The sequence below is a fragment of the Rhizobium sp. L43 genome, from assembly GCF_002531725.1.
Classification (GTDB): domain Bacteria; phylum Pseudomonadota; class Alphaproteobacteria; order Rhizobiales; family Rhizobiaceae; genus Rhizobium.
Genome location: NZ_NWSQ01000024.1, coordinates 14,735 through 37,081, shown reverse-complemented (window position 1 = coordinate 37,081; position 22,347 = coordinate 14,735). Strand labels below are relative to the sequence as shown.

Sequence of the window (22,347 nt, the reverse complement as noted above, 5' to 3'; positions counted from 1 at the left end):
AGTCGAGCGATCCAAGAACTAGAGGCACGCAAAGTGTCCGTGAAAGGCATTAATGGCGAACAAGAAGGCCGAACCGAAGGCCCTGAGCGACGAAGAAGTCCTGAGCAATATCGCGAAAGAGGTTCAAGACGCCGTTGGATTTTCGCAAGACGCGATCGCTAACAAGCAGGATCGCGGCCTCGAATTTTACAATCGCGAACTGTTTGATTCGGACCGTGCAAAAGACGGCAAGCCTGATCCGCTCAAGGGCCGTTCCAAGTATGTCAGTCCTGATGTTGCCGAGCGTGTTGACTGGCTCACTGCACAGCAACTCCGGGTCTTGGATAGTCAAACGAAGGTTGTCGAGTTTACCACCAAGAACGACGAAGACATTCCTCTCGCCCAGCAGATGACGACAGTCGTCAACGCGATTGTTCGGAACCTCAATTCCCATGCCACGATGCTCACACCGTGGATGAAGAACGGCAATATCACCGGTCTGGGTGTCGTCCACGTCGGTTTTCATCAGGACAAGGGCTGGCGTCCACCGGAAACCATCAAGGGCATCCCCGAAGAACAACTAGCCGAATATGTCACCGAAGATGAAAAAGACGACGGTGACTTGAAGATACTCAACCGCGTTGGCGAACCATACCCGGCGCCGCTGCCACCAGAAGCAGTGCAGCAGGGACTGACCCCAGAAATGCTCACACAGATGGGCGTGCAGCTGCCAATGCTCCGCGATCTCAAAATCCGCCGTCGTAAAAATACCTGGCAGATGGCAATTAAGAACATCAAGCCAGAGGATTTCTTCGTATCCAAAGACGCAGACTTCGACCAGCAGACCGGTGGTATCAAGGCCGATCTCCAAGGCCATAAGTGTGTCGTTGACCGCGCGGCGCTCCTCGAAATGGGTCACAAAAAAGAAAAGGTGGATCTGATCGAGCGGTCAGACGGAGATGATACCGGCATCGCTCAGGAGCGTGCCAAGCAAGTTGGTTTTACTCTAGGACGCCAGAACAAAGATAAGGTCGATCTGTACGAAGTTTATACCCGAATGGATATCGACGGTGACGGTTGGCGCGAATACGTTCACCTGACCATCGCTGGCGACATAGAGCATTCTGGTGTCCTCCTTAACGTTGAGGAGGTTTCAGAATATTTCCCGTATGCGGCCTACTGCCCGTTCCCGCTGCCCAACACGCTGTTTGGTCATGGCGTTGCGGACAAGATCGGTGACGACCAGCGCTTGATCTCAAATATCATGCGCGCAAATATCGACGGCCTGAACGCCTCTGTGAACCCGCAGAAGGTCGTCAACATGCAGGCTATTCCGAATTTCGATGACCTGTTGAACCCGCACCCCGGCAAGATCATCCGCAGTGATGGCGATCCGAGCGCAGCGGTCAGTTTCCTCAATACGCCTTATAATGGCGCAGCGTCGATGCAGTTCATCGAGGCGATCAAGCAGAACATCGATTACACAACCGGCGTTGGTGGCTCGATGATGGCTGTTTCCGGTGCGGATTTCCAGTCAACAAGTTCGGCCTTCCTGAGCCAGCGCAGCAACTCCATGCAGCTGCTCATAGAGTTGAGTATCCGCTTTTTCGCGGACACCGGCTATCGCTACATGTTCCGTGTTATCGTCGATCTGCTCCGCAACAATCCAGAAGGTGCGGAAGCGCTCATCAAGCGGTTGACCAATAACTTTGTCCCGATCTCCGTCGATAACTGGAATCCAGATATGGACATGAATACGACGGTCGCCTTCGGCATCATGAACCGCGACTATAATCAGGCAATGTACGAGAAAATGCTCGGCCTACAGCAACAGGCTGTTGCAGCGCAGAGCCCATTGGCGACCGAACAGAACATCTACAACACAGTCGTTGCGATGCTCGAAAACGCCGGTTTCAAGAACTCGTCGGCATTCGTGAACGATCCGTCGAAGGCGCCTCCACAGCCTAAGCAGGACAAGCCATCGGCAGAGGAATTGCAGGCACAGGCATTCCAAGCGGAGACGCAGCGCAAGGCAGCAGCGGACAAGGCAAAGAATGATCTGAAACTGCTCGATCTTTACATGGAAGACGACCGCATCCGCGACAAGAACGAAGCGGACACAGATTTGAAGGCAGCAGAGATTGCCGGAAAGTACGCGGTCCAAGTCGATCTCGCGCACATTGAATCTCAGCAGGCAGCGCAGCGCGACACGCTACAGCGCGGCTTTGCGCAGATCGCGGCGATGCAGCCGAAACCACAGCAGCAGCCGGCACCTCAGATGCCGCAGATGCCACCACAGCAATAAGGGAGCGGAATGACAGACGAAGAAATCATCATGCGCGGCGTGCAAGCCGACCGCATTTGTAGCGATCCTGTTTATCAGGCCGCGTGGGAAGCAGTCATGAAAGACCTGTTCAACGCGTGGTCTACCAGCCCACTTGAAGATGTCGCAGGCCGTGAACGCCTCCGTTTGGAACTGGATGTTCTCAACCGGTTGAAGGGCAAATTCGCCGGTTACATGAACGAGGCTGAACTATCCAAGCACTATTCGGCCAACGCGCAATAAAATTACGTTTTAGCTAAATAATGAACAACAAAATAACAATAATAACAACAAATTAGGAGCAACTAATGGAAGAAGCCAGCAACTCCGAAAGTGGAATTGGCCAGTCGCTAGAAGACGCGGCAAAGCGCATTGAAAGTATTCTAGGCAGCGGCAACGCTACAACCGATGTGAATGCGGAAAGTGCTGAGGACGAAGTCGAAGAGACTTCAACACCGTCCGACGACGTATTCGAAAACTCCGACGAACAATCCCTCGAGGACTCGGACGAGCGACTAGAAACGGAAGAAGATGAAGCGGCAGTAGCCGAAGTAGCCCCAATCAAGATTGCGGATGACCTCGTTTTCGAAATCGATGGCGAGAAAATCACCGGCAAGCAGTGGAAAGAGGCTAACCTTCGATACTCCGATTATACGCGAAAGACCCAAGCGCTTGCGGAAAAAGAACGCGGCGTAGACACCCAGGTCGACAACATTCGCGGCCAAGCAATCGCACACCTCCGAAATTTGGAGAGCACGATTGCCTCGTACCTCCCACAAGAACCGAACTGGGCACAGTTGGCGCAGGATGATCCTGCCGAATACATTGCGCAGAAGGAATTTTGGGCGGCACGTCATGCTCAGATTGCGAAAGTTCGACACGAACGCACCGAACTGGAAAAGCAGGAAGTCGCTCGACAGGAAGTTTATTTCAAGCAGGCATTGGCCGATGGTCAACGTCGCCTGCACGAAATGCATCCTGAACTAGCGAAACCTGAAACCGGCAAAGCCGTCGCGCTAGGCGAATATCTCGTCAAAGCGGGCATTCCAGCCGATGCGATCAGTCGCGAGACAAACCCGACACTTTTCAGCATCGCCTACAAAGCCATGCAGTTTGATCAGCTGCAAGCACAGAAGGCAAAGGCAGTGAAGGTCGTGGACGAAAAGCCACTTCTAGCAAAGCCGGGTTCTTCCCCGGTTGGCACAAAGGGTTCTCAGTCGGCTTACGCGAAGAGCAAAGCAGCACTTAAGCGCTCCGGCAGTCTTGAAGACGCCGCAGCAGTTCTCATGCACAGACTAAAATAATAAGGAGAAGGCAAAAATGCCCACTTTGAATACATATCAAATCCCAACGGCTCGCGAGGACCTTTCTGACGTTCTTAGCGACATCAGCCCGGAGGATCACCCAATCCTCGATGCCATCGGTTCCACAAAGGCTTCCGGCAAGTATCACGAATGGTCTCAGGACGAACTCGGCGCAATCGACATCAGCGCAGGCGCTGTTGACGGTGCAGACGCCGTTTCTGCAACTCTAGTTGCTCCGGTTCGTCTCGGTAACTACACGGAAATCCGTACAAAGACAGTTCAGGTTGCTGGTACAGCCCGCGCGATTGAAGTAGCGAGCATCAAGGACATGATGCCCTATCAGGTCGCTAAAGGTATGGCCGAACTGAAGCGTTCCAAGGAAGCACTCATCGCTTCTGCTCATGCATCCAATGCCGGTAGCGGCTCTACACCTCGTGCTCTCGGCGGTGCAGAGGCTTGGATCAAGACAAATGCTTTGCACGGCGCAGGCGGTTCTACAGCTGGTTTTTCCGGCAACACTGTAGGCTCTGTTACGGCGGGTACTTTGCGTAATCTCACAGAAGCCCTCTATCTCGATGGCATCCAGAAGGCTTGGGTCGCTGGCGGTAACGTCACTAAGACTTTTGCTCCGGCCCCGCTGAAGGAGAAGATTTCTCAGTTCACCGGCAACGCTACAAAGCAGCAGCAGGCGAAAGACAAGACTATCACTGGCGCTGTTGACTACTACGTTGGCAACTTCGGTAAGCAGCAGATCATTCCTCACCGTTGGATGAGCACAACTACTGTTCTGGCCCTCGACGTGTCGCTTTGGAACGTTGCGGTTCTCCGCGCGATGAAGGCAAACGATATTGCTAAGTTGGGTGACTCCGACCGCAAGCAGTTGATCGAAGAGTACACGCTGGAATGCCTGAACGAAAAGGGTAACGCGAAGATCGCAGACGTCCAGTAATGAACTAAAATGGGGCCAGCAAAATACTGGCCCCATTATTATCGCCAATAAAAACAAGAACAAAGGCGACCTATGTCCAGCGATACAACTTTGAATTACACAATCGGTGATCTTGTACCTTATGGTACGCTTGTTTGGGAAGATGACGAAGACAAGACTGTCTACATCACCCGCGACGGTGACCGCATGATCATCCGCACGGAGTGGAAAAACGTCCGCGCCGTGCTTGAACGAAACGCCCGCGAAGCATCCGATTTCAACGCTACTGGTAGCCACGGCGAAATGGTCAAAATCGCCAGCGTTCCTCTAGGTCTCCACTATGAGTGGGAACGCGAGGGGATCACCCACGATGAGGCGGCTCTTTCTCGCCGCCTCAATGACGGTGATTTCGCTAAACTGCGCACGAACAACTGGAGGGTCTAATGGCCCTTCAAACCTATTCCGATCTCATTTCCGCAATCGATTCCTACACCGTCAGTGCTGGTGCACCCGCGGACCTCTGCATCACACTCGCAGAGGAAGCACTGCGCCCTTTGCTCAAGCATTACCTGATGGAGAAGAAGCAGACACTTAACGTGCTGGCTGGACAGTCTCCCACGTTACCCGATGACTATCAGGAAGGCCGCGCAATCCTCGTCAACGGTTGCTATGCGAAGCCTCTGAGTTTCCGCAATCCAAACCTCAATACGGGCGAACTCGGCTATGTCGTCACCGGCAACACGTTGGAAATCCGCCCTGTGCCTTCCACCGATTATGTGGTGGACCTCTACTATTTCGCTCGTCTGCCCGCTCTCAGCGACACAAATCCTACGAACTGGCTGCTTACACGTTTCCCGACAGTCTATCTCCGCGCTTCGCTTGCACAGGCCTATCACTGGCTGAAAGACCCTGATGCGGAACAAGCAGAGAAGAACCTCACTTCCGACGCTCTCAGCGCAGTTCAACGTGATCACACACTAGCGACGGCTTCCGGCAACACCATCATTGAGGAGTTGTCGAATTGGTAATCGATAGCGTTTTCGGCCCATGGCGTCCTGACATTGCTGCGCTCAACAATCCCGGCGTGACCGTGGCTCGCAACGTGTTGCCTGCGCTCGGCGCCCTCAATGGCTCGATTGCCTATGAGCCGATGCAGCGCGCTAGTCTGTTCTCCGATGCTTCGCTGCCTTCGCGTCCTCTCGGCGCTATCAGCGGTCAGGATATCAACGGCAATGGTCGCGTTTATGCGGGTTGCTCAGAGGGCTTGTTCAAGATCAATCCCAGCGACCTCTCTTGGCAGGATGTTTCCCGAACCGATCCGTACACTACGGGCACAGAGAAATGGAACTTCACCAAGTACGGATCGTGGGTAATCGGCACGAATTTCGTCAATTACCCTCAATACATCGATATGAACGAGGATGAGCGTTTTGATGACCTGACCACGCTTGTTCGCGCAAAGCATATCTGCAACGCTCGCGGCTTCGTGGTCGTCGCAAACACTAATGATCCATTCGACGGCGATATTCCCTATCGTGTTCGCTGGTCCGGTCTCGATCAGCCTCAGAGTTGGGATTTCTCACTCACCACACAGGCAGACTTTCAGGACATCAACGGCGGTTCCGGTGTCATTCAGGGCATCGTAGGCGGTGAAGACGTGACAATCTTCACGCGCAACAGCGTTGTGAAAATGACCTACGTCGGAACTCCGCTTATCTGGCAGTTTGACGAAATCATCACCGATAAAGGCTGCGCAGTTCCCGAAAGTATCATCACCGTGGAGGGCAAGACCTACTTCCTCAGTGATGATGGCTGGTACATGTTCGACGGCACTTCGCAGTTGAAGCGCATCGGTGAGGGCAGCGTAGACAAATACTTCCTGCGCTATGTGAACACCGACCAATACAAGTACATGAGCGCGGCGGCTGATCCGGCCAAGAAACTCATCTACTGGTGCTATTCCAGCAATGACTCGATTGCCGGTACGCCCGACAAGATGCTCATCTTCAACTACTCGCTAGGTGAGTGGACAGAAGCGGACGCAGAAACAGGCATCGACTTTCTGTTCAACAGCGTGACGCTGCCTTGGACTATCGCGCAGCTGGATATCTTCGGTACAATCGAGAATTTGCCAGCGCCCTTCGATAGCCCGGTTTGGGCAGGTGGCAACAGTCAGTTGTCGGGCATGTCGATTTCCGGCGCAATCTATCTGTTCACCGGCACAAATCGCACCGGCACAATTGAGTCCGCCGAATACTTCACTATCCAGCAGCTACAGGCGATGAACCCCAGAATTCAAGGTGATCGCACTAACGTTCTGCGTGTTCGTCCGTTTGTCGATGGCAACGGCTCGGTTGCTGTGAATGTGGGCTCTCGCTTGCTTCCAAAGGGCGATATCTCGTGGAGTATGATGGCTGCACCCAACACTAGCGGCTGGGCAAACATCCGCCAGGGCGGTCGATACCATCGCATTCGCCTGACACTTACGGGCGATTTCAAACAGGCCTCCAGTGTCCAATACGACGCTGTTCCTGCTGGCTTCCGGTAAATACGGGAAGTCGGAAAGGAGCCGGTAAATTGCTGAAACTCAAACAAAACCATACACCTCGTGATGTGAAGGTACTGACCGATCAACTAGTTGATGCGGCTGGAACCATTCTGCCTGCGAGCCCGTATATGGCTTCTGTTTTGCTCAGTGACGATGCCAGCGAGGCGCAGACCAATTTGGGTTTCTCGACGTTTGGTAAGTCGCTGATCGATGATGCAGACGCATCGACAGCACTTTCCACACTCGGCGTTTCGTCTTTCGCTAAAACATTACTCGATGACACCAGTGCGGCAGCTGCTCGTACAACATTGGATGCTCTGTCCAAGACGGACTACGACAATCGAAAGCAGTACGTTTGGAATAACCTGATCACCAATGGCGATTTCTATTGGTGGCAGATCAATACAAGCCAAAACTTCGACGGCTTCGGTTCCGATGATCGCTGGAACAATGGCAATATCGGCTCTACGAAAGTCCATTCGTGGCAGACGTTCGCCAGTGGCCAGACCGACGTTCCGGGTTTCCCAGCGGACTTCTCGCGCACCGTTGTTACCAGTGTGGCCGGGGCTAGCAACCGGGTCTTCAAGCGCCAGTCGCTTGAGTACGTCAGCACGCTTGCGGGTAAGACGGCTACTCTGACTTTCTGGGCGAAGGCCGACACTAACCGCAGCATCGCAATCGAGTTTGTCCAAAATTTCGGAACTGGCGGCTCACCGAGTGCGGCGGTTACGGGGATCGGTTCTCAGAAATTCAATCTCACAACGGCATGGCAGAAGTTTCAGGCAGTCGTCAGCATTCCGTCGATAGCCGCTAAGACGATTGGAACGGATGGAACGGATACGCTCGACGTCAACTTTTGGTTCGAAGCAGGTTCGACCTTCAATGCGAGAACGGTCAATCTCGGGCAGCAATCCGGGACGTTCGATCTTGCGCGCGTCAGCCTGCTTCAAGGCGATGCCAGCGATGTAGCTGATCCATTCCCTTACCGCCTCAAGGGCGATGAACTCGCTGAGTGTCAGCGTTGGTATCAGTTCTACAGCAACGTCTTTATTAGCGGCTACAACGCTGCGAACGCGTTCATTTACAACGACATCTATTTCACGACGCAGATGCGGGCGAACCCATCGTTCTCATTTTACTCGACCACTTACAGCAACGCCTCAACCCTTACATCGAACCTCGCGCCATCCCGCACGCATCATCGGATGCAAGCGAAGATCACCGCTGCCGGTGCAGGTTGGTGTCAGACCGGCGTCGAATATTTCGCACTCTTATTTGGATACAATGGCAATTAAACGGATCACGACATTTGAGGAATTCAAAACGGAATATCCCCGTGTTCGTGGTTGGCTGAGTGAAGCCCTCAAGCATTCGACAAATGCTGATGAGCGAGCCGTTTTGGACGGCATTACTAACGGCAGTTATGCGCTTTGGACTGGCGATGCCAGCGCAGCGGTCACGCAGAACATGGATTGGGATAATCGCCCTGTCTGCATTTTGTATCTCGTAGGCGGCGATCTCGCAGAGATTTTAGGCGAGGGGCAAGAGGTCATTTCGACCTGGGCTAAAGCAAATGGCTGCGAGGGCTTTGTCCTCTTTGGCCGTCGTGGATGGGAGCGCGTGCTTACTCCCCATGGCTTCGAATTTTCATCCATCGTCATGTTTAAGGAATTTTGAGAATGGCAAGTACACCAAAAACGACAGAAACTAAGACCACTACGGAAGCACCCGCTTACGCTCAGCCATACATCAAAGATGCGCTTGCTTCCGCTCAGTCTGCAATAAAAAACGGTAACCCAAATTACTATCCGGGCTCGACCGTAATCGACCTTTCCAACGAAACGAAGAACGCGCAGCAGAGCATTCTCAACACGGCAGCTGACGGTTCGCAGATCATCAAGAACGGTCAAAATGCTGTAAATGGCGTGACGACCGGCTCGGCCTTCAATCCAGCGGGTGCAAACACACTTGCGGCGGGAACGACGTTTACAAACGGCGCAGCTGGCAATGCTCAGTCGCTATCCGATATTTTGAAGGGCAGCGCTAATCCGGGTCAGGCACTGTTGCAGGGTACGGCGAACGGAGATTACCTCAACGGCAATCCTTACCTCGATCAGATGGTGAAGAACGCTAACGCCTCGGTCGTATCTGATTTCAACAACAACATTGCACCGGGCATCGACAGCGCATTTGCGAAAGGCGGTCGCAACGGTTCCGGCGCATACGCAAGCGTTCGCAACACGGCCGAACAGACCGCCGCTGACGCGATGGCGAAGAATGCCGAGAACATTTACGGCCAGAATTACGCAACAGAACGCCAGAACCAGATCGACGCCTCGAAGAGTATCGGTTCGCTTTACGATCAGAATGCAAACACGCAGATCGGCGCGAATAATTCGCTCGCTGGCATTTTGCAGGGTCAGCAGGACAGTCGCAATCAGGCGGCTTCCGGTCTTATGGCTGGTCAGCAGGGTCAGGCTCAGACGCAGTTGCAGGGCGCAGGCATGGCGGGCGATCAGCGTGCTAACGATTACTACGATGCAAATCAGGTTGCGGGTGTCGGTGCGCAGAAGGACGCTTATGCGGACATGCTCAAGCAGGCCGATATCAACAAGTGGGATTTCAACCAGAACAAGGACATCAACAACGCCGCGCAGATGATCGGTCTCGCAACGACTGGTGGCTTCAATTCGCAGACCACATCGAAGCCGGTTTTCTCGAATGGTCTTTCGACTGCTTTGGGCGGTATCGGTTCGCTCGCATCGATCTTTGGCATGCTCTGCGATATTCGCGCAAAAGAGAACATCGTGTTCGTCGGCTACATGCTGAACGGTACCCGCATCTATGAATTCACCTACAAAAACGATCCATCCGGCCAAGTCTACGAAGGTCCGATGGCGCAGGAAGTCGAAATTACACGTCCGCACGCGGTTCGCGAAATCGATGGTTTCAAGCGCATCGACGGTCGCGCTCTAATTGGAGAAACTGCATATGTTCAGTAATTTTGAAGAAATCCTTGCTGCGCTTAAGGGCTTGCCTCCGGGCGCAATGGGCGGTGCAATGTCCGCTGTTACACCGGGTGGCGATGTGAAGTTGCCACCATCTGATGTGCAGGTTCCGCAGACATTCAATCCGCCTCCGCAGGCTCAACCTGATCCGACGCAAACGGCTTCGGTTCCTCCGCAGTATGCGAGTTTCGCTAATCCGACGGGCCCGACACAGCCGGGTCTGACAGGTCAATTCCCGGATGCACCGGGCATGTTGGCTGCTGATAAGCCAAAAGGCGCAAGCGCGTTCGGTGGTTTGCTCAAGTTTAAAGACGAGGACGAGAAGCAGGCAGTGTTGCGCGGCCTTCTCGGTGCGTCCGGTAGTTTGATGGCAGCTGGCGGTCCTTCCGATAAGCCGACAAGTTTTCTCGGTAATCTCGGTGGCGCTATCTCGAATGGTGTTGGCTTCTACGAGGGTGCGAAAGACGGCGCAGCGGATCGCGCATATAAGAATGCGCAGACAGCCCGCTACGGTGTGGCGAATGCGCAGGACGAGTACAAACTGAAGCAGGCTCAGGCTCAGGAAACAGCGCGACAGAACTATTTTAAAAATCGCATGGGCGGTGGCGCAGGTTTTGACGGAGGTAGCAACGCTGGCGCTACCGCTGGTCCGGTTGCTGCCAGTGGTTCGCCTGTTGCTGCTCCATCCGCTCCGACAAATGATCTAGCTGGACAGATTAACCGTCAACGTGCGCAGCTAGACGCAGACTACAATTTCTATGCTTCGCAGGGCGATAGCGCTATGGCGGGCAAACTTTTCGATCAGATGAACTACCTGGATAATCAGGCTGCGCAGAAATTGCTGGTTTGGAATGGGCAGAACTATACCAACGCACCGGGTACGATTGAGGGCGTTTCTCGCAGTGAATACGCGACGAAGGCAGCGGGTCAGGCAGGCACAGAAAGTCAGGTCCGCACAGACGATCAGCGCAATTACGATGCAACGCAATCCGACACTGGTTTCGGCTCCTACTTGGACAAGCAGGCCGATGCAAAGCGTCAGGCTAACCGCTTGCAGAAGGAAGGTGCTTACATCGATCCGAAGTCGAACGCTCGCTACTCCTCTACATTCGATAACGCGACCGGTAACGTCATCTACAAGGATGGCTTGAACAACGTCATCACCGATCCCGTTGTGATCAACCGTCTGGTTCAGGACACACCGGGCCGCACAAAGGCAAATATGAGCGATCCTGTTGTGAAGGACGAGCGCACAGCGGAAGCAGCGCTCGCACAGGCAGCGGGCCGCACAGCGCAGACCGTGGGCACGGTGGATCGTATGCAGGCTATCGCAGGCGATATCAACCGCAACAGCTGGTTCCAAACTGGCGGTTACAACGGCTTTGCGAAGACATTGGACAACGTTCTTCCCGGCGACAACTTCAGTGGTTCGAAGCGTCAGGAACTCGACAATCTCATGCAGGATCAGATCAAGACGGAAATTGAAAGCCTGCGTGGTCTAGGTGCGATGTCGGATAGAGACTTGGCGTCCATTCAGGATCGCGTGCTTAACGGCAACCTCAACCCCGCTGCACTCAAGGACATTGGTGATCGCCTCCGTGGCATCGCTCAGTACAACGCAGCGAAGTACGAGGCTTGGAAGGGTTCGGGTCAGACTGACGATTTCCGCAACTGGTCCTACACCTTCGACAAGGACAACTACGAACAGTTCATGTCGCAGGGCTCCGGTCAGTCGCAGCCAGATCAGCAGCCTACGGGCAGCACCAACACAGCGGCAATTCCGCAGATCAGCGGCGTTGATGATTTCCAGAAGTTGCCAAGCGGAACGGTCTATCTCGATCCGCAAGGCGTGAAACGCACAAAGCGATAAGTACGTGAAGTAACCGGCCCAAAAGAGGCCGCGACAAGAAGCCCGGAAAACGGGACGAGGTGAGAATGGCGTTGAACCAGAACGCGCAATACGCATACCGTTATTTGCAAGACAAGTACCGACTATCTCCGGCACAATCCGCTGGCGTTGTCGGCAATCTCTACGGTGAAAGCAGCCTGAACACTGGCGCCATCAATCGTGGCGATGGCCGTGACGGCTCAAACAGTATCGGCATTGCCCAGTGGAATGGTGATCGCGCCCGCAATCTGCGAGGATTCGGCGGCGACAACTACAACAACTTGGATACCCAACTTGATTTCGTGATGCACGAATTGCAGGGCTCAGGCGGCAACGGCGGTGGTTCTGAAAGTGCCGCGTGGAAACGCCTACAGGCTGCGCAGGACGTGCCAAGCGCCACACAGGCATTCATCGGATACGAACGTCCGCAAGGTTGGTCCGCTGACAATCCGACTGGTGGTCACAACTACTCGGGCCGTCTCGGTTACGCTGGTCAGCTATTCGGCATGACGCCCGAGCAAATTGCAGCAGCGCAGCCTACCAGTGCGCCTATTGCAGCGGATGCAGTCACAGCGTCCACAGGAGCGCCGTCCGCTACGGCAAGCGCACCCGCTGCAACAGCGGACGCATCGAAGGGACTGCTAGGCATTGATATCCCTGGCCTTACAGGAAACAAGGGCCTTCCGGGGCTTCTGCAGTTTTCGCAAATGGCAATGAACCAGCCGCAGCCACAGGATGACACCCCGCGTGGTGGCCTGTTGCAGTCGCAGCCCGTTCAACTCACTCAGATGACCGCACCTAAGCAGACTTACAAGCCGTGGGAGCAATACCTCTCGATGTTCAGTGGGAGGAGCGCATAATGGTTAGTATTGGCCGTTTGCCTCAGAAGGCACCCGTAGTTGATCCCGTAGTTACCGGCGCGACAAAAACAGATCGCCAAGTCATGCCGTGGGAAAACGATCCCATCGTAGAGGACAACAATGCGTCCGCTCCGTGGGAGAGTGATCCTATCGTTGAGCCAGCCGCGAAAAAACTCAATCCCGAAGACATCGATCCGAGCATGGAAGCGCCTCCGCTGGTGCGTGCACAAGTCGGCGCGCTCGATAAGCCGGAAGACCGTTTGACCGCTCTGCGCAAGTCCTACCCGGATGCGCAGCCGTTGGATGATGACAACTTCATCATGAGCGATCCGAAGACCGGCAAGACGATGATTTATAATCAGCCGGGTTGGATACCTTCATTGGGTGACTTCGCGAGTATTGCTCCTGAAATCGGTGAGGGTGTCGGTGCAGTCGGTGGCGCAGTTGGCGGCGGCATTGCTGGTGGCACTAGTGGTTCCATTATTCCACTCGCAGGTACAGCAGCGGGTACGGTAACCGGTGGTATGCTTGGTGCTGGCCTTGGCGCAACAGCAGGCCGTGAAGCGACACAGCGCGGTTTGAACTACCTGTTCGGCAACGAGGACACTCGTACAGCTGGCGAGCAAGTATGGGACGCAACAAAGACCGGCCTTATCAACGCAGCGGGCGAGGGCGTCGGTGTGGTTGCCGCTCCAATCATTCGCGGTGGCGCTCGCGCTGTAAAAAACACATTCGGTACAGGTGGTCGTAACATTCTCGTCGGAACTGCCGATGATGCCGCCCTTGCTGGTGAACGTGCTACTGACCTCCGAGCAATCGGAGCCGAGCCCTCCGCTGGTATGGTCGCTGGTAATCCTAACACGGCTATTCGCGAACAAGCACTCGCAGCAACACGCGCGGGCAAGCCTATTCAGGATCGCATTGAAGGTGCTTTCAGCGCGATGGATAACGAGGCGAACCGCATCGTTAACGGGCTTACACCACAGACGATGACACGTCAGGAACTCGGCCAAGCCCTCAAGGATCAAGCCGCAGCATTAAAAACTGCATCCAAAGCACGCAACGATTACCTGTACGAAGAGGCTGGTAGATCGATTGGTGATGGTCCCGCAACGGGCGCAAATACTCGTCAGTTCCTTGATGGTCTACAGGCCGAACGCGCTGGCATGACCAAATCCGCAGCGCTCAATAACGGCAAAGCCCTTGATGATGTGATCACACAGGCGAAAGCGGTTGTCGATGATCTAGGCGCTGGCATCAACTTTAATCAATTAAAGGAAGCCCGCACAAATATCGGCAAGATCGCAAACGACCCTTCTATGAATCAGGCCACGAGAGATTATGCATCCGGTCTCTATACAGCTATGGGGAAGGACATGGGCGAAACCGCCGAGGCTATCGGTGGCAACGCTTTGCAGGATTGGAAAAAAGCAAACAATCGTTTCCGTCGCACCAACGATCCGAATAGTGCTTTCGGTACAAAAAACACGCTCGATCCGATCCTACGCGCACAGACGCCGGAACAGGCAGCGGATTGGGTTCTCGCACAGGTCAACAAAGGCGGTACGCGTATCAATGCGGTTCGTCGTCAGATCGAGCGCAGCGAAGGTGGGCCGGAATTGTGGAACACCCTGACCGGTTCGACCGTCGAACGCATGGGCATCGATGCTTCCGGCGAATTCAATCCTACAACGATGCTCCGCAATTGGGCGAAGATGAGTGACGAGGCGAAGAGCGCGTTGTTCAGCGGCACAGCGCGTGCGCAGTATCGTCAGGACTTGGACCGTCTCGCACGCATTGCAGAAAACATGAAGGGCTATCGACGCCTCGACAATCACAGCGGTACGAACAAAGCAGCAAATGCGCTTGAAGAGTTAAACCTCGCAGACGGCAAAAGCCTGCTTGGTGCGGTTCTCGGCGGCCCGAAAGCGCTTCTCGGTATTGCAGCGGGTAAGGCCGGTCGTTTCGGTCTCAACCGTTGGCAAGCAAAATTGCTCACGAGCCCCGAAACTGTGAATTTGCTGGCACGATTGCCTCAAGCGCAGATGCAGAAGGGCGGCACAAGGGCCTACTTGGAGCAGCTGTCGAAACTCGCAGCAAGCACGAGCGATACTGCACTGGCCGTCGCAATCAACGATTTCCAACGGGAGATTGGCTACTCCGAATAACAAAATGCCCCGGTCACAAGGCCGGGAAGCACCCCAACAACAATAAGAAAATGTGGTGAACAATGGTAGATTATACAGACCCAAGGTGGAATGAGAGCGATTCTCAGAACACTTCCCCAAGCCCAAACGGTATCGCACCGGGCCAGGCTCCTAGCGCGGTTCCCGCTGTTATCCGCGCTGGCATGGGTGCACAGAAACGCGCATTCGACCGTGAAAACGCACGTGGACTTTGCACCAATTCAGGTAATGCCTATGCGCTGACTTACGATGTCCCGCCTGACGATTACTATAAGGGCGCGTTCTTCTCGTTCTTTGTATCAGCGACCAACACAGGCGCAGCAACCCTCAGCATCAATGGAATGCCCGCTAAGGCGCTGACACAGAACAATGGCAGCGCATTGACCGCTGGCGATCTCATTGCAGGCGTTCCGATCACGGTCACTTATGATGGCACAAAGTTCCGCTTGTTGACGACCTCGGCTAATCAATCGTTCGCTGGCTTGTCAGCAACTTCTGTGTCTGCAACTTCTGTGACAGCAACGAGTGTTGCGGCAACTACTGTTGCAGCGACAACCGGTATGACTATCAACAGTTTGCCAGTGTTTACCACGGCCAACGACGGTGCAGGCTCTGGCCTGGACTCGGATAAATTGGATGGTCAAGAAGGCTCTTGGTATCAGGCTCGTGCAAACCACACAGGTACGCAGGACGTTGCAACAATCAGCGGGTTGCAAGCGATCCTGGATACCATCGTTCCTGCTTCCACTGTTATCTACGTCGCGCAGGCAACTGCTCCGACTGGCTATTTGGCGGCGAATGGTGCGGCTGTTTCTCGCACTACCTACTCTCGCTTGTTCACGGCAATCGGCACAACATTTGGCGCGGGCGATGGCTCAAATACGTTCAACGTTCCTGATCTGCGTGGTGAGTTCGTTCGTGGTCTTGATAGCGGTCGTGGTGTTGACTCGGGTCGAACTCTGGGTTCTGCACAGTCTTCGCAAAACTTGGCTCACAGCCACGGTGGCGCTACTGCGAGCAACGGTCCTTGGGGTCTATCGGTAACTGCTTATACGAGTACTGAAGATAGTCTGGAAACGCAGGCCGGTGGTACGCCATACGCACAGGGCAAACCGAAGTCTACGACCACTATGGGCACCGGCACAGTTCCTGCGCACGGTCACTCAATCTCATCGGATGGTGGCTCGGAAGCACGTCCGCGTAACGTCGCGTTGCTCGCGTGCATTAAAGTGTAAGGCTTCACTCAAAGTGAAGCGGTTTTGGCTTTGCTTGCGGGGTGATACCTGCGCGAGACAGGATTTGGGCGGCTGCTTCCTTGGCGGTCGCCTTTTCCACGTCGGAGAAGCCTAGTGCATCCATGTGATTTGTAAGATGCTCTTGTGTCCACGGAGTTTCGCCGTCGATGGCCTTGAAACTTGAGGTCAGATCGAAGCGGCCTGTCAGCGCACCAGCGCTATCGAAGCGATAGCCCTTCAATCCGCCAGCTACGAAGACGATGCTTTCCTGTTGATCCAAGTTGACTTCAATGCGGCTGATAAACTTACGCAGGGCCAGACTTACTCGTGACCGGCTTTGCAGGATTTCATCATCTGTGCCGGTGGTCCATCTGAGCCGTTCCATTGCGATCATTTCCGCAACATTGCTGCGCTCGGCTTCCTGCTCCGTGATCTGACGAAGCGTGATTTCATGCTCTGTCAATTCCGCTTTGTCAGCCTCGATCTGTTGACGCATTGCGGAGGCTTGGTTCTGATATTCGAGCCGTTCCGCTGCATCTTCTGCGCTACCGACGGCTGCGACGAAGTTGGCCCGCTTCTTCTCGTTTTTGGTGATCCGCTCGGATAGCTGCGTGATCATTCGTTTCAGGTCGCTTTCGCGATACGCCAGCGTTCCAGCGAGATCACTTGCCAGATAAAACTCGGTCGCTTTGTCGAGGACTGCTTTCTCTAGCGGTTCATAAGGGACCGACTTGCGCTGCGTGTTGCAAACGCTTTTGCCCATCACCTCATAGCCCATACAAGCGTAAAGCCGATAGCGAGGGTCATCACCCGCCTTCTTTATGCCACCGGAATGCTTGATCCGCATCCGACTTCCACAAACGCTGCAACGGGACAACTGATAGAGCAGGTTCGTGTGGTGGCGGCCTTTAGCACCTCTTGTTGTCAGCTGTTTGTTTTTGCCTTGCACTCGCCAGAACAGGTCTTCATCAACAGCAGCAGGGAAATAGTTCTTGATTGGCTCGCCCATTGGCACGCGTTTGCCGTCGACGGTTTCAAACACATGGTACGTTCCGATTGCTGCCTCGTTTTGCAGGATCAGCCGAATAATCGGGTCTTTCCATTTCTGTGTTTTCGACATGCCGGGTTTCAGCACAGGTATATTGCGGTCGTTCAGATGCTTCGCAATCGACCTCGCACCCATACCGATATCGCGGAGTTCGAATATCTCTTTGATCGTGTCTGCGTGCTTGTTCAGGGTAAATTCGAAATCACGTTCTGTGCCCGGAACCTTCTTCTGATCGATCCATCGCACAATCGTCTGCACTTGCCGGGGCTTGCCCTCAAGTGCTTCCAGGCGGTTCTTTTTCACATTGTAGGTCGAGCGTTCGTGCTTGGTTTGGCTTTCGTCATTCGCCCGCTTCATAATCGAGAGCGACATAATCAGCTGAGTGAAATCGCGGTCTTTGTGGTAGACCTGATTATCAAGCAGCGTGACGATTGTTATACCAGCGCGCAGGATGTCGATGAACTGACTTTGCGCGGTCAATACGTCTTCGCGGGAAAGTCGGTCGAGGCTTTCGACAATCAGTGTCGAGTTGTCAGGGATTTTACCGGCTCGGACCAGTTTGAGAAATCCGCCGAGTGCACCAAACCGTACGTGGTCGCCGTGATAGCCGGAACCTACATCGCGTAGATCGGTGTCGAGTTCGAGATTGTTGTCCCTCACATATTTGAGGGTCTTTTCCATCTGGCGGGTGATGCCGAGACCATCAACCTGCTTTTTGCTGGATATTCGAATGTAGGAATATGCTTTTGTCATTGTGCCATCCGCGCTTGTCCCAACCTACGTCGGCGGGTGTTAAAAAAGCGCGCATTGCCGAACGCACAATTCGCTAGTGCGCGCCGGCGCAATAGACGACGAACAGTGCGTCGGCGGGCCAGGCCGACATGCGGTGCGCGGTCATCTTGCCATGCGGCAGGTTGATGGCGCCGGGAATGTGGGACTGGGCAAAGAGCGTCGGCGAGCGTGCATCGAGAAGAACGAAGTCGACCTTTTCAGACGCAAAGGCGGCATGGACGTCGGAGCAATCGGTCTCGAAGGCAAGCTTGGCGGCAAAATGGGCGGCGGCGATATCAGCGGCGGCGGCGGGGATTTCTGCGACAGGGCTTGGCATCAGTCTTTCCTTTCATGTTGTCATTGCTGTCTGGTATCGCCGATGTTACTGCTTTGCGAAATTGGCCATCATGACCGACAGCGTAAAGATCATGCCAAACTCCTCATCACAGCAGACGAAAGGGCCGCTGGTCGCGGCGCTTGCCTATGACGGGCTCTGCACCTTCGAATTCGGCATTGCCTATGAGGTCTTCGGTCTGCCGCGCCCGGAGATGGGGGAGGATTGGTATCGCTTTTCGGTCTGCGGCATCGAGCCGGGGCCGCTTCGCGCCGCCGGAGGGCTGACGGTCGCGGTCGACAAGGGCCTGGAAGTGCTTGATGAGGCGGACCTGATCGTCGTGCCCGGCTGGCGGGCGATCGATGCGCCGGTGCCGGCACCGCTTGCCGCAGCGCTGAGGGCAGCGCATCAGCGCTGTGCGCGCATCATGTCACTCTGCTCGGGCGTTGCTGTTCTTGCCGGATCCGGGCTGCTTGCCAACCGCAGGGCGACGACACATTGGCGCTATGTCGCCTCGATCGCCGCGCGTTATCCCGACATTACGCTCGATGCCGACGTTCTCTACATGGACGAGGGCAGCCTGCTGACGGCGGCAGGCAGTGCTGCCGGCATCGATCTCTGCCTGCATGTGGTGCGCGGCGATTTCGGTTCGGAGGCGGCAAACAGCGTCGCCCGCCGCCTCGTCGTGCCACCGCACCGCGAAGGCGGGCAGGCGCAGTTCATTCACGCGCCGGTTCCCGAGGAACGCGAGGGCATCCGCTTGGGGCCGCTGATCGAATGGATGCGCGAAAGCCTTTCCGAGGACCAGCCGATCAGCCTGCTTGCCAAAAGAGCGGGTATGAGCATGCGCACCTTCCAGCGGCGCTTCGAAGCGACGACGGGTCTCAGCGTCGGCGAATGGCTGCTAAAGGAGCGGCTGCGGCATGCCCGCGATCTTCTCGAAAAGCAGCTCGCCGTCTCGCTCGACGACATCGCGATCTCAAGCGGTTTCGGCACGCTGGCGACGATGCGGCATCATTTCCGCAGGCGACTGGGGACGAGCCCCAATGCCTATCGGAAGTCATTCGGCGGGTAGACTGGCCTGGCGCTTCGAACGTTGCTGGCAAGATGGCAACGCCGCGGATCGATCTTTTCCGCGGCGTTGCAAAGCCGTCACTCCGCCGCCTGGCGGGCCATCGGGTTGTTCGGGTGCGTCGTCCAATTGGCGTAGTTCGGGTCGACCACGCGGCCGGTGCGCTTGTCGAGGGTGCCGGCGGGAAGCTGCTCCATGGTGATGCAGTTCTCAACCGGGCAGACGCTGACGCAGAGATTGCAGCCGACGCATTCCTCGTCCATCACCTCGAAGTGGCGCAAGCCGTTGACGACGTTGGTGATCGCCTGATGCGAAGTGTCCTCGCAGGCGATGTAGCAGCGGCCGCATTTGATGCAGGCGTCCTGGTCGATCTTCGCCTTGGCGATATAGTTGAGGTTGAGATACTGCCAGTCGGTGACGTTGGGCACGGCGCGGCCGGTGATGTCGTCGAGGGTTTTGTGGCCCTTTTCATCCATCCAGTCGGAAAGGCCAGTGATCATTTCCTGCACGATCTTGAAGCCGTAGGTCATGGCCGCTGTGCAGACCTGGACGTTGCCGGCGCCGAGAACGAGGAACTCGGCGGCGTCCCGCCAGGTGGTGATGCCGCCGATGCCGGAGATCGGCAGGCCGTAGGTTTCGGGATCGCGGGCGATCTCGGCCACCATGTTGAGCGCGATCGGTTTCACCGCCGGGCCGCAATAACCGCCATGGCTGCCCTTGCCGCCGACCGTCGGGTTGGGGGCGAAGTTGTCGAGATCAACGGAGACGATCGAGTTGATCGTGTTGATCAGCGAGACGGCATCGGTGCCGCCGGCCTTGGCGGCGCGCGCAGGACGGCGGACGTCGGTGATGTTGGGCGTCAGCTTGGTGATGACGGGCATGCGGGTGTACTGCTTGCACCAGCGCACGACCATTTCGATATATTCCGGCACCTGGCCGACGGCGGAACCCATGCCGCGCTCCGACATGCCGTGCGGACAGCCGAAATTGAGCTCGATGCCGTCGGCGCCGGTCTCTTCGACGAGAGGCAGGATCGATTTCCAGGCCTGTTCCTCACAAGGCACCATGATCGAGGCGATCAACGCCCGGTCCGGCCAGTTCATCTTCACCTGCTTCATTTCCCGCAGGTTGGTGTAGAGGTCGCGGTCGGTGATGAGTTCGATGTTGTTCAGACCGAGCAGGCGGCGGTCGGCGCCCCAGATCGCGCCGTAGCGCGGGCCATTGACGTTGACCACGGGCGGGCCTTCCTCGCCCAGTGTCTTCCAGACCACGCCGCCCCAGCCGGCCTTGAAGGCGCGCTCGACGTTGTAGGCCTTGTCGGTCGGCGGCGCAGACGCCAGCCAGAACGGGTTCGGGGATTTGATGCCGACGAAATTATTGCGGAGATCAGCCATTGTTCATTCTCCCCTTCAGGCAACCGCGACAGCCGGAGCGGCTGCTGCGGACAGGGTGCGATGGATGGATTCAGCCGCATCGCGACCGTGGGCGACGGCGGAAACCGTAAGATCGTCACCGCCGAAGACGCAGTCGCCACCGGCCCAGACGCCGTCGAGCGACGTGCGGCCTTCGACATCGACGGCGATACGGCCGGATTCCATGCGCAGCGAACCGAGGCCCGCCGCGTCAAAGCTCTGGCCGATCGCCTTGAAGATCTGGTCGGCGGCGATCACGCCGGTTTCGCCGGTGCCGATAAGGCGACCGTCGAGCAGCTTCGTATATTCCACCTCGATGGCGGCAACCTTGCCGTCCTGCGACAGGATCGATTTCGGCGCCAGCCAGTGGCGGATGATGACGCCCTTGGAGCTTGCCAGATCCTGCTCGAATTCGGAGGCGTTCATCTGCTCCTTGCCGCGGCGGTAACAGATCGTCACCTCCTCGGCGCCGAGCAGCTTTGCCTGTACGGCGGCGTCGATCGCCGTCATGCCGCCGCCGAGGACGACGACCCGGCGGCCGATGGCGATGTCGCTCTTGTCTTCGGCCTGGCGGAGCGCTGCGATGAAATCGACGGCATCGTCGACGCCTAAAAGGTTCTCGCCGTCGATGCGCAGCGCGTTGACGCCGGCAAGGCCGATACCGAGGAAGACGGCGTCATGCTGCGCCTGCAGATCGGAAAGCGAAAAATCGCGGCCGAGAAGAGCGCCTTGGCGAACTTCGATACCGCCGATCGACATGATGTAATCGACTTCCTTCTGGGCGAAATCGTCGACCGTCTTATAGGTGGCGATGCCATATTCGTTGAGGCCGCCGGATTTTTCCCTGGCATCATAGATGACGACGGAATGGCCTTTCACGGCCAGGCGATGGGCGGCGGCAAGACCTGCCGGGCCCGCGCCGACAACGGCGATCGTCTTTCCGCTCGGTTCGGCCCTGGCGTAGAACTGCCGGCCGGCCTGCATGGCGGCATCGGTCGCATAACGCTGTAGGCGGCCGATCTCGACGGGCCGCTCTTCAGCCGTGTTGCGCACACAGGCCTGTTCGCAGAGTTCTTCGGTGGGACAGACGCGGGCGCACATGCCGCCGAGGATGTTTTGATCGAAGATCGTCTTGGCCGAACCGAGCGGATTGCCGGTCGAGATCTGCCGGATGAACAGCGGAATGTCGATCGAGGTGGGACAGGCCGTCATGCACGGCGCGTCGTAACAGAAATAACAGCGGTCGGCTGCGACCAGCGCCTCGTGATTGTCGAGGCGCGGATGAAGATCGGAAAAATTAGCCTCATACTCGGCAGGCGACAGCCGGCCGGCATGAATCCCGGTTTCCAGTCGTTCCATTGAAGTTCCCTCATTATTGGTAAACGGCCTGTGAGGAAAAAGGTAACTCAGGTTTAAAAATTTATCAAACGGTAAAATTTTGACGGTCTGCA

The 22,347-nt window shown here is 55.9% G+C and carries 18 protein-coding genes and 1 pseudogene; 15 read left to right on the top strand and 4 right to left on the bottom strand.

Translation table 11 applies throughout. The features are described from left to right. Window positions 1-52: 52 nt before the first annotated feature. The 14 genes from CO667_RS26545 (at window position 53) to CO667_RS26480 (ending at window position 16,259) form a co-directional block, all read left to right on the top strand. Complete coding sequence (locus tag CO667_RS26545) at window positions 53-2,284, top strand: hypothetical protein (RefSeq protein ID WP_097621260.1); 2,232 nt, start codon at window positions 53-55, stop codon at window positions 2,282-2,284. 9 nt (window positions 2,285-2,293) lie between these two features. Then, on the top strand, window positions 2,294-2,545 hold the full coding sequence (locus tag CO667_RS26540) for a hypothetical protein (protein ID WP_097621259.1): 252 nt from the start codon (window positions 2,294-2,296) through the stop codon (window positions 2,543-2,545). Between the two features lie 65 nt (window positions 2,546-2,610). Continuing rightward, entirely contained in the window at window positions 2,611-3,606 is a 996-nt protein-coding gene (locus tag CO667_RS26535) for a hypothetical protein (RefSeq protein ID WP_097621258.1), read from the top strand. A 16-nt stretch (window positions 3,607-3,622) separates the two neighbouring features. Next, window positions 3,623-4,555 (top strand): DUF5309 family protein, encoded by a 933-nt coding sequence (locus tag CO667_RS26530; protein WP_097621257.1) that lies wholly within the window; start codon window positions 3,623-3,625, stop codon window positions 4,553-4,555. A gap of 72 nt (window positions 4,556-4,627) precedes the next feature. Beyond that, entirely contained in the window at window positions 4,628-4,978 is a 351-nt protein-coding gene (locus CO667_RS26525; RefSeq protein WP_097621256.1) for a hypothetical protein, read from the top strand. Then, window positions 4,978-5,562 (top strand): hypothetical protein, encoded by a 585-nt coding sequence (locus tag CO667_RS26520; RefSeq protein ID WP_097621255.1) that lies wholly within the window; start codon window positions 4,978-4,980, stop codon window positions 5,560-5,562. Before CO667_RS26525 ends, CO667_RS26520 begins: the two co-directional genes overlap by 1 nt. Continuing rightward, window positions 5,556-7,082, top strand: a complete 1,527-nt coding sequence (locus tag CO667_RS26515) for a hypothetical protein (RefSeq protein WP_097621254.1) — start codon at window positions 5,556-5,558, stop codon at window positions 7,080-7,082. The genes CO667_RS26520 and CO667_RS26515 overlap by 7 nt, the downstream gene beginning before the upstream one ends. A gap of 29 nt (window positions 7,083-7,111) precedes the next feature. Continuing rightward, window positions 7,112-8,377, top strand: a complete 1,266-nt coding sequence (locus CO667_RS26510) for a hypothetical protein (protein ID WP_097621253.1) — start codon at window positions 7,112-7,114, stop codon at window positions 8,375-8,377. After that, window positions 8,367-8,759, top strand: coding sequence for a hypothetical protein (locus tag CO667_RS26505; protein WP_245433298.1), 393 nt, complete (start codon window positions 8,367-8,369; stop codon window positions 8,757-8,759). The genes CO667_RS26510 and CO667_RS26505 overlap by 11 nt, the downstream gene beginning before the upstream one ends. 2 nt (window positions 8,760-8,761) lie before the next feature. Next, window positions 8,762-10,084: a tail fiber domain-containing protein gene (locus CO667_RS26500; RefSeq protein WP_097621252.1), complete on the top strand. Its 1,323-nt coding sequence runs from the start codon at window positions 8,762-8,764 to the stop codon at window positions 10,082-10,084. Beyond that, the gene (locus tag CO667_RS26495) at window positions 10,074-11,960 is read left to right on the top strand and encodes a hypothetical protein (protein WP_097621251.1); all 1,887 of its coding nucleotides are present in this window, start codon (window positions 10,074-10,076) and stop codon (window positions 11,958-11,960) included. The genes CO667_RS26500 and CO667_RS26495 overlap by 11 nt, the downstream gene beginning before the upstream one ends. Window positions 11,961-12,025: 65 nt before the next feature. Continuing rightward, window positions 12,026-12,838 carry a phage tail tip lysozyme gene (locus CO667_RS26490; RefSeq protein ID WP_097621250.1) on the top strand — a complete coding sequence of 271 codons (813 nt, stop codon included), beginning with the start codon at window positions 12,026-12,028 and terminating at the stop codon, window positions 12,836-12,838. Further along, window positions 12,838-15,006 (top strand): hypothetical protein, encoded by a 2,169-nt coding sequence (locus CO667_RS26485; RefSeq protein ID WP_097621249.1) that lies wholly within the window; start codon window positions 12,838-12,840, stop codon window positions 15,004-15,006. The genes CO667_RS26490 and CO667_RS26485 overlap by 1 nt, the downstream gene beginning before the upstream one ends. Before the next feature lie 182 nt (window positions 15,007-15,188). Then, a complete protein-coding gene (locus CO667_RS26480; RefSeq protein ID WP_097621330.1) occupies window positions 15,189-16,259 on the top strand; it encodes a phage tail protein in 1,071 nt (356 codons plus the stop codon). 4 nt (window positions 16,260-16,263) lie between these two features. On the opposite strand, the gene CO667_RS26475 is transcribed toward CO667_RS26480, so the two are convergent. Both CO667_RS26475 and CO667_RS26470 read right to left on the bottom strand, forming a co-directional pair. Then, on the bottom strand, window positions 16,264-18,060 hold the full coding sequence (locus CO667_RS26475) for a recombinase family protein (RefSeq protein WP_097621248.1): 1,797 nt from the start codon (window positions 18,058-18,060) through the stop codon (window positions 16,264-16,266). 82 nt (window positions 18,061-18,142) lie between these two features. After that, window positions 18,143-18,415, bottom strand: a pseudogene (locus CO667_RS26470) (rhodanese-like domain-containing protein); the annotation flags it as partial. 70 nt (window positions 18,416-18,485) lie between these two features. Between CO667_RS26470 and ftrA the strand changes: the two are divergent. Continuing rightward, window positions 18,486-19,487, top strand: coding sequence for a transcriptional regulator FtrA (ftrA, locus tag CO667_RS26465; RefSeq protein ID WP_097621247.1), 1,002 nt, complete (start codon window positions 18,486-18,488; stop codon window positions 19,485-19,487). Between the two features lie 77 nt (window positions 19,488-19,564). Here ftrA and preA read toward each other — a convergent pair whose 3' ends face one another. Both preA and CO667_RS26455 read right to left on the bottom strand, forming a co-directional pair. After that, window positions 19,565-20,878, bottom strand: coding sequence for an NAD-dependent dihydropyrimidine dehydrogenase subunit PreA (preA, locus tag CO667_RS26460; protein WP_097621246.1), 1,314 nt, complete (start codon window positions 20,876-20,878; stop codon window positions 19,565-19,567). Between the two features lie 15 nt (window positions 20,879-20,893). Continuing rightward, the gene (locus CO667_RS26455; RefSeq protein ID WP_097621245.1) at window positions 20,894-22,255 is read right to left on the bottom strand and encodes an NAD(P)-dependent oxidoreductase; all 1,362 of its coding nucleotides are present in this window, start codon (window positions 22,253-22,255) and stop codon (window positions 20,894-20,896) included. Between the last annotated feature and the right edge of the window lie 92 nt (window positions 22,256-22,347).

Coding starts and splice junctions, on each gene's coding strand:
- CO667_RS26545 (WP_097621260.1), top strand. CDS start 53: ATGGCGAACAAGAAGGCCGAACCGAAGGCCCTGAGCGACGAAGAAGTC.
- CO667_RS26540 (WP_097621259.1), top strand. CDS start 2,294: ATGACAGACGAAGAAATCATCATGCGCGGCGTGCAAGCCGACCGCATT.
- CO667_RS26535 (WP_097621258.1), top strand. CDS start 2,611: ATGGAAGAAGCCAGCAACTCCGAAAGTGGAATTGGCCAGTCGCTAGAA.
- CO667_RS26530 (WP_097621257.1), top strand. CDS start 3,623: ATGCCCACTTTGAATACATATCAAATCCCAACGGCTCGCGAGGACCTT.
- CO667_RS26525 (WP_097621256.1), top strand. CDS start 4,628: ATGTCCAGCGATACAACTTTGAATTACACAATCGGTGATCTTGTACCT.
- CO667_RS26520 (WP_097621255.1), top strand. CDS start 4,978: ATGGCCCTTCAAACCTATTCCGATCTCATTTCCGCAATCGATTCCTAC.
- CO667_RS26505 (WP_245433298.1), top strand. CDS start 8,367: ATGGCAATTAAACGGATCACGACATTTGAGGAATTCAAAACGGAATAT.
- CO667_RS26500 (WP_097621252.1), top strand. CDS start 8,762: ATGGCAAGTACACCAAAAACGACAGAAACTAAGACCACTACGGAAGCA.
- CO667_RS26495 (WP_097621251.1), top strand. CDS start 10,074: ATGTTCAGTAATTTTGAAGAAATCCTTGCTGCGCTTAAGGGCTTGCCT.
- CO667_RS26490 (WP_097621250.1), top strand. CDS start 12,026: ATGGCGTTGAACCAGAACGCGCAATACGCATACCGTTATTTGCAAGAC.
- CO667_RS26485 (WP_097621249.1), top strand. CDS start 12,838: ATGGTTAGTATTGGCCGTTTGCCTCAGAAGGCACCCGTAGTTGATCCC.
- CO667_RS26480 (WP_097621330.1), top strand. CDS start 15,189: ATGGGTGCACAGAAACGCGCATTCGACCGTGAAAACGCACGTGGACTT.
- CO667_RS26475 (WP_097621248.1), bottom strand. CDS start 18,060: ATGACAAAAGCATATTCCTACATTCGAATATCCAGCAAAAAGCAGGTT.
- ftrA (WP_097621247.1), top strand. CDS start 18,486: ATGACCGACAGCGTAAAGATCATGCCAAACTCCTCATCACAGCAGACG.
- preA (WP_097621246.1), bottom strand. CDS start 20,878: ATGGCTGATCTCCGCAATAATTTCGTCGGCATCAAATCCCCGAACCCG.
- CO667_RS26455 (WP_097621245.1), bottom strand. CDS start 22,255: ATGGAACGACTGGAAACCGGGATTCATGCCGGCCGGCTGTCGCCTGCC.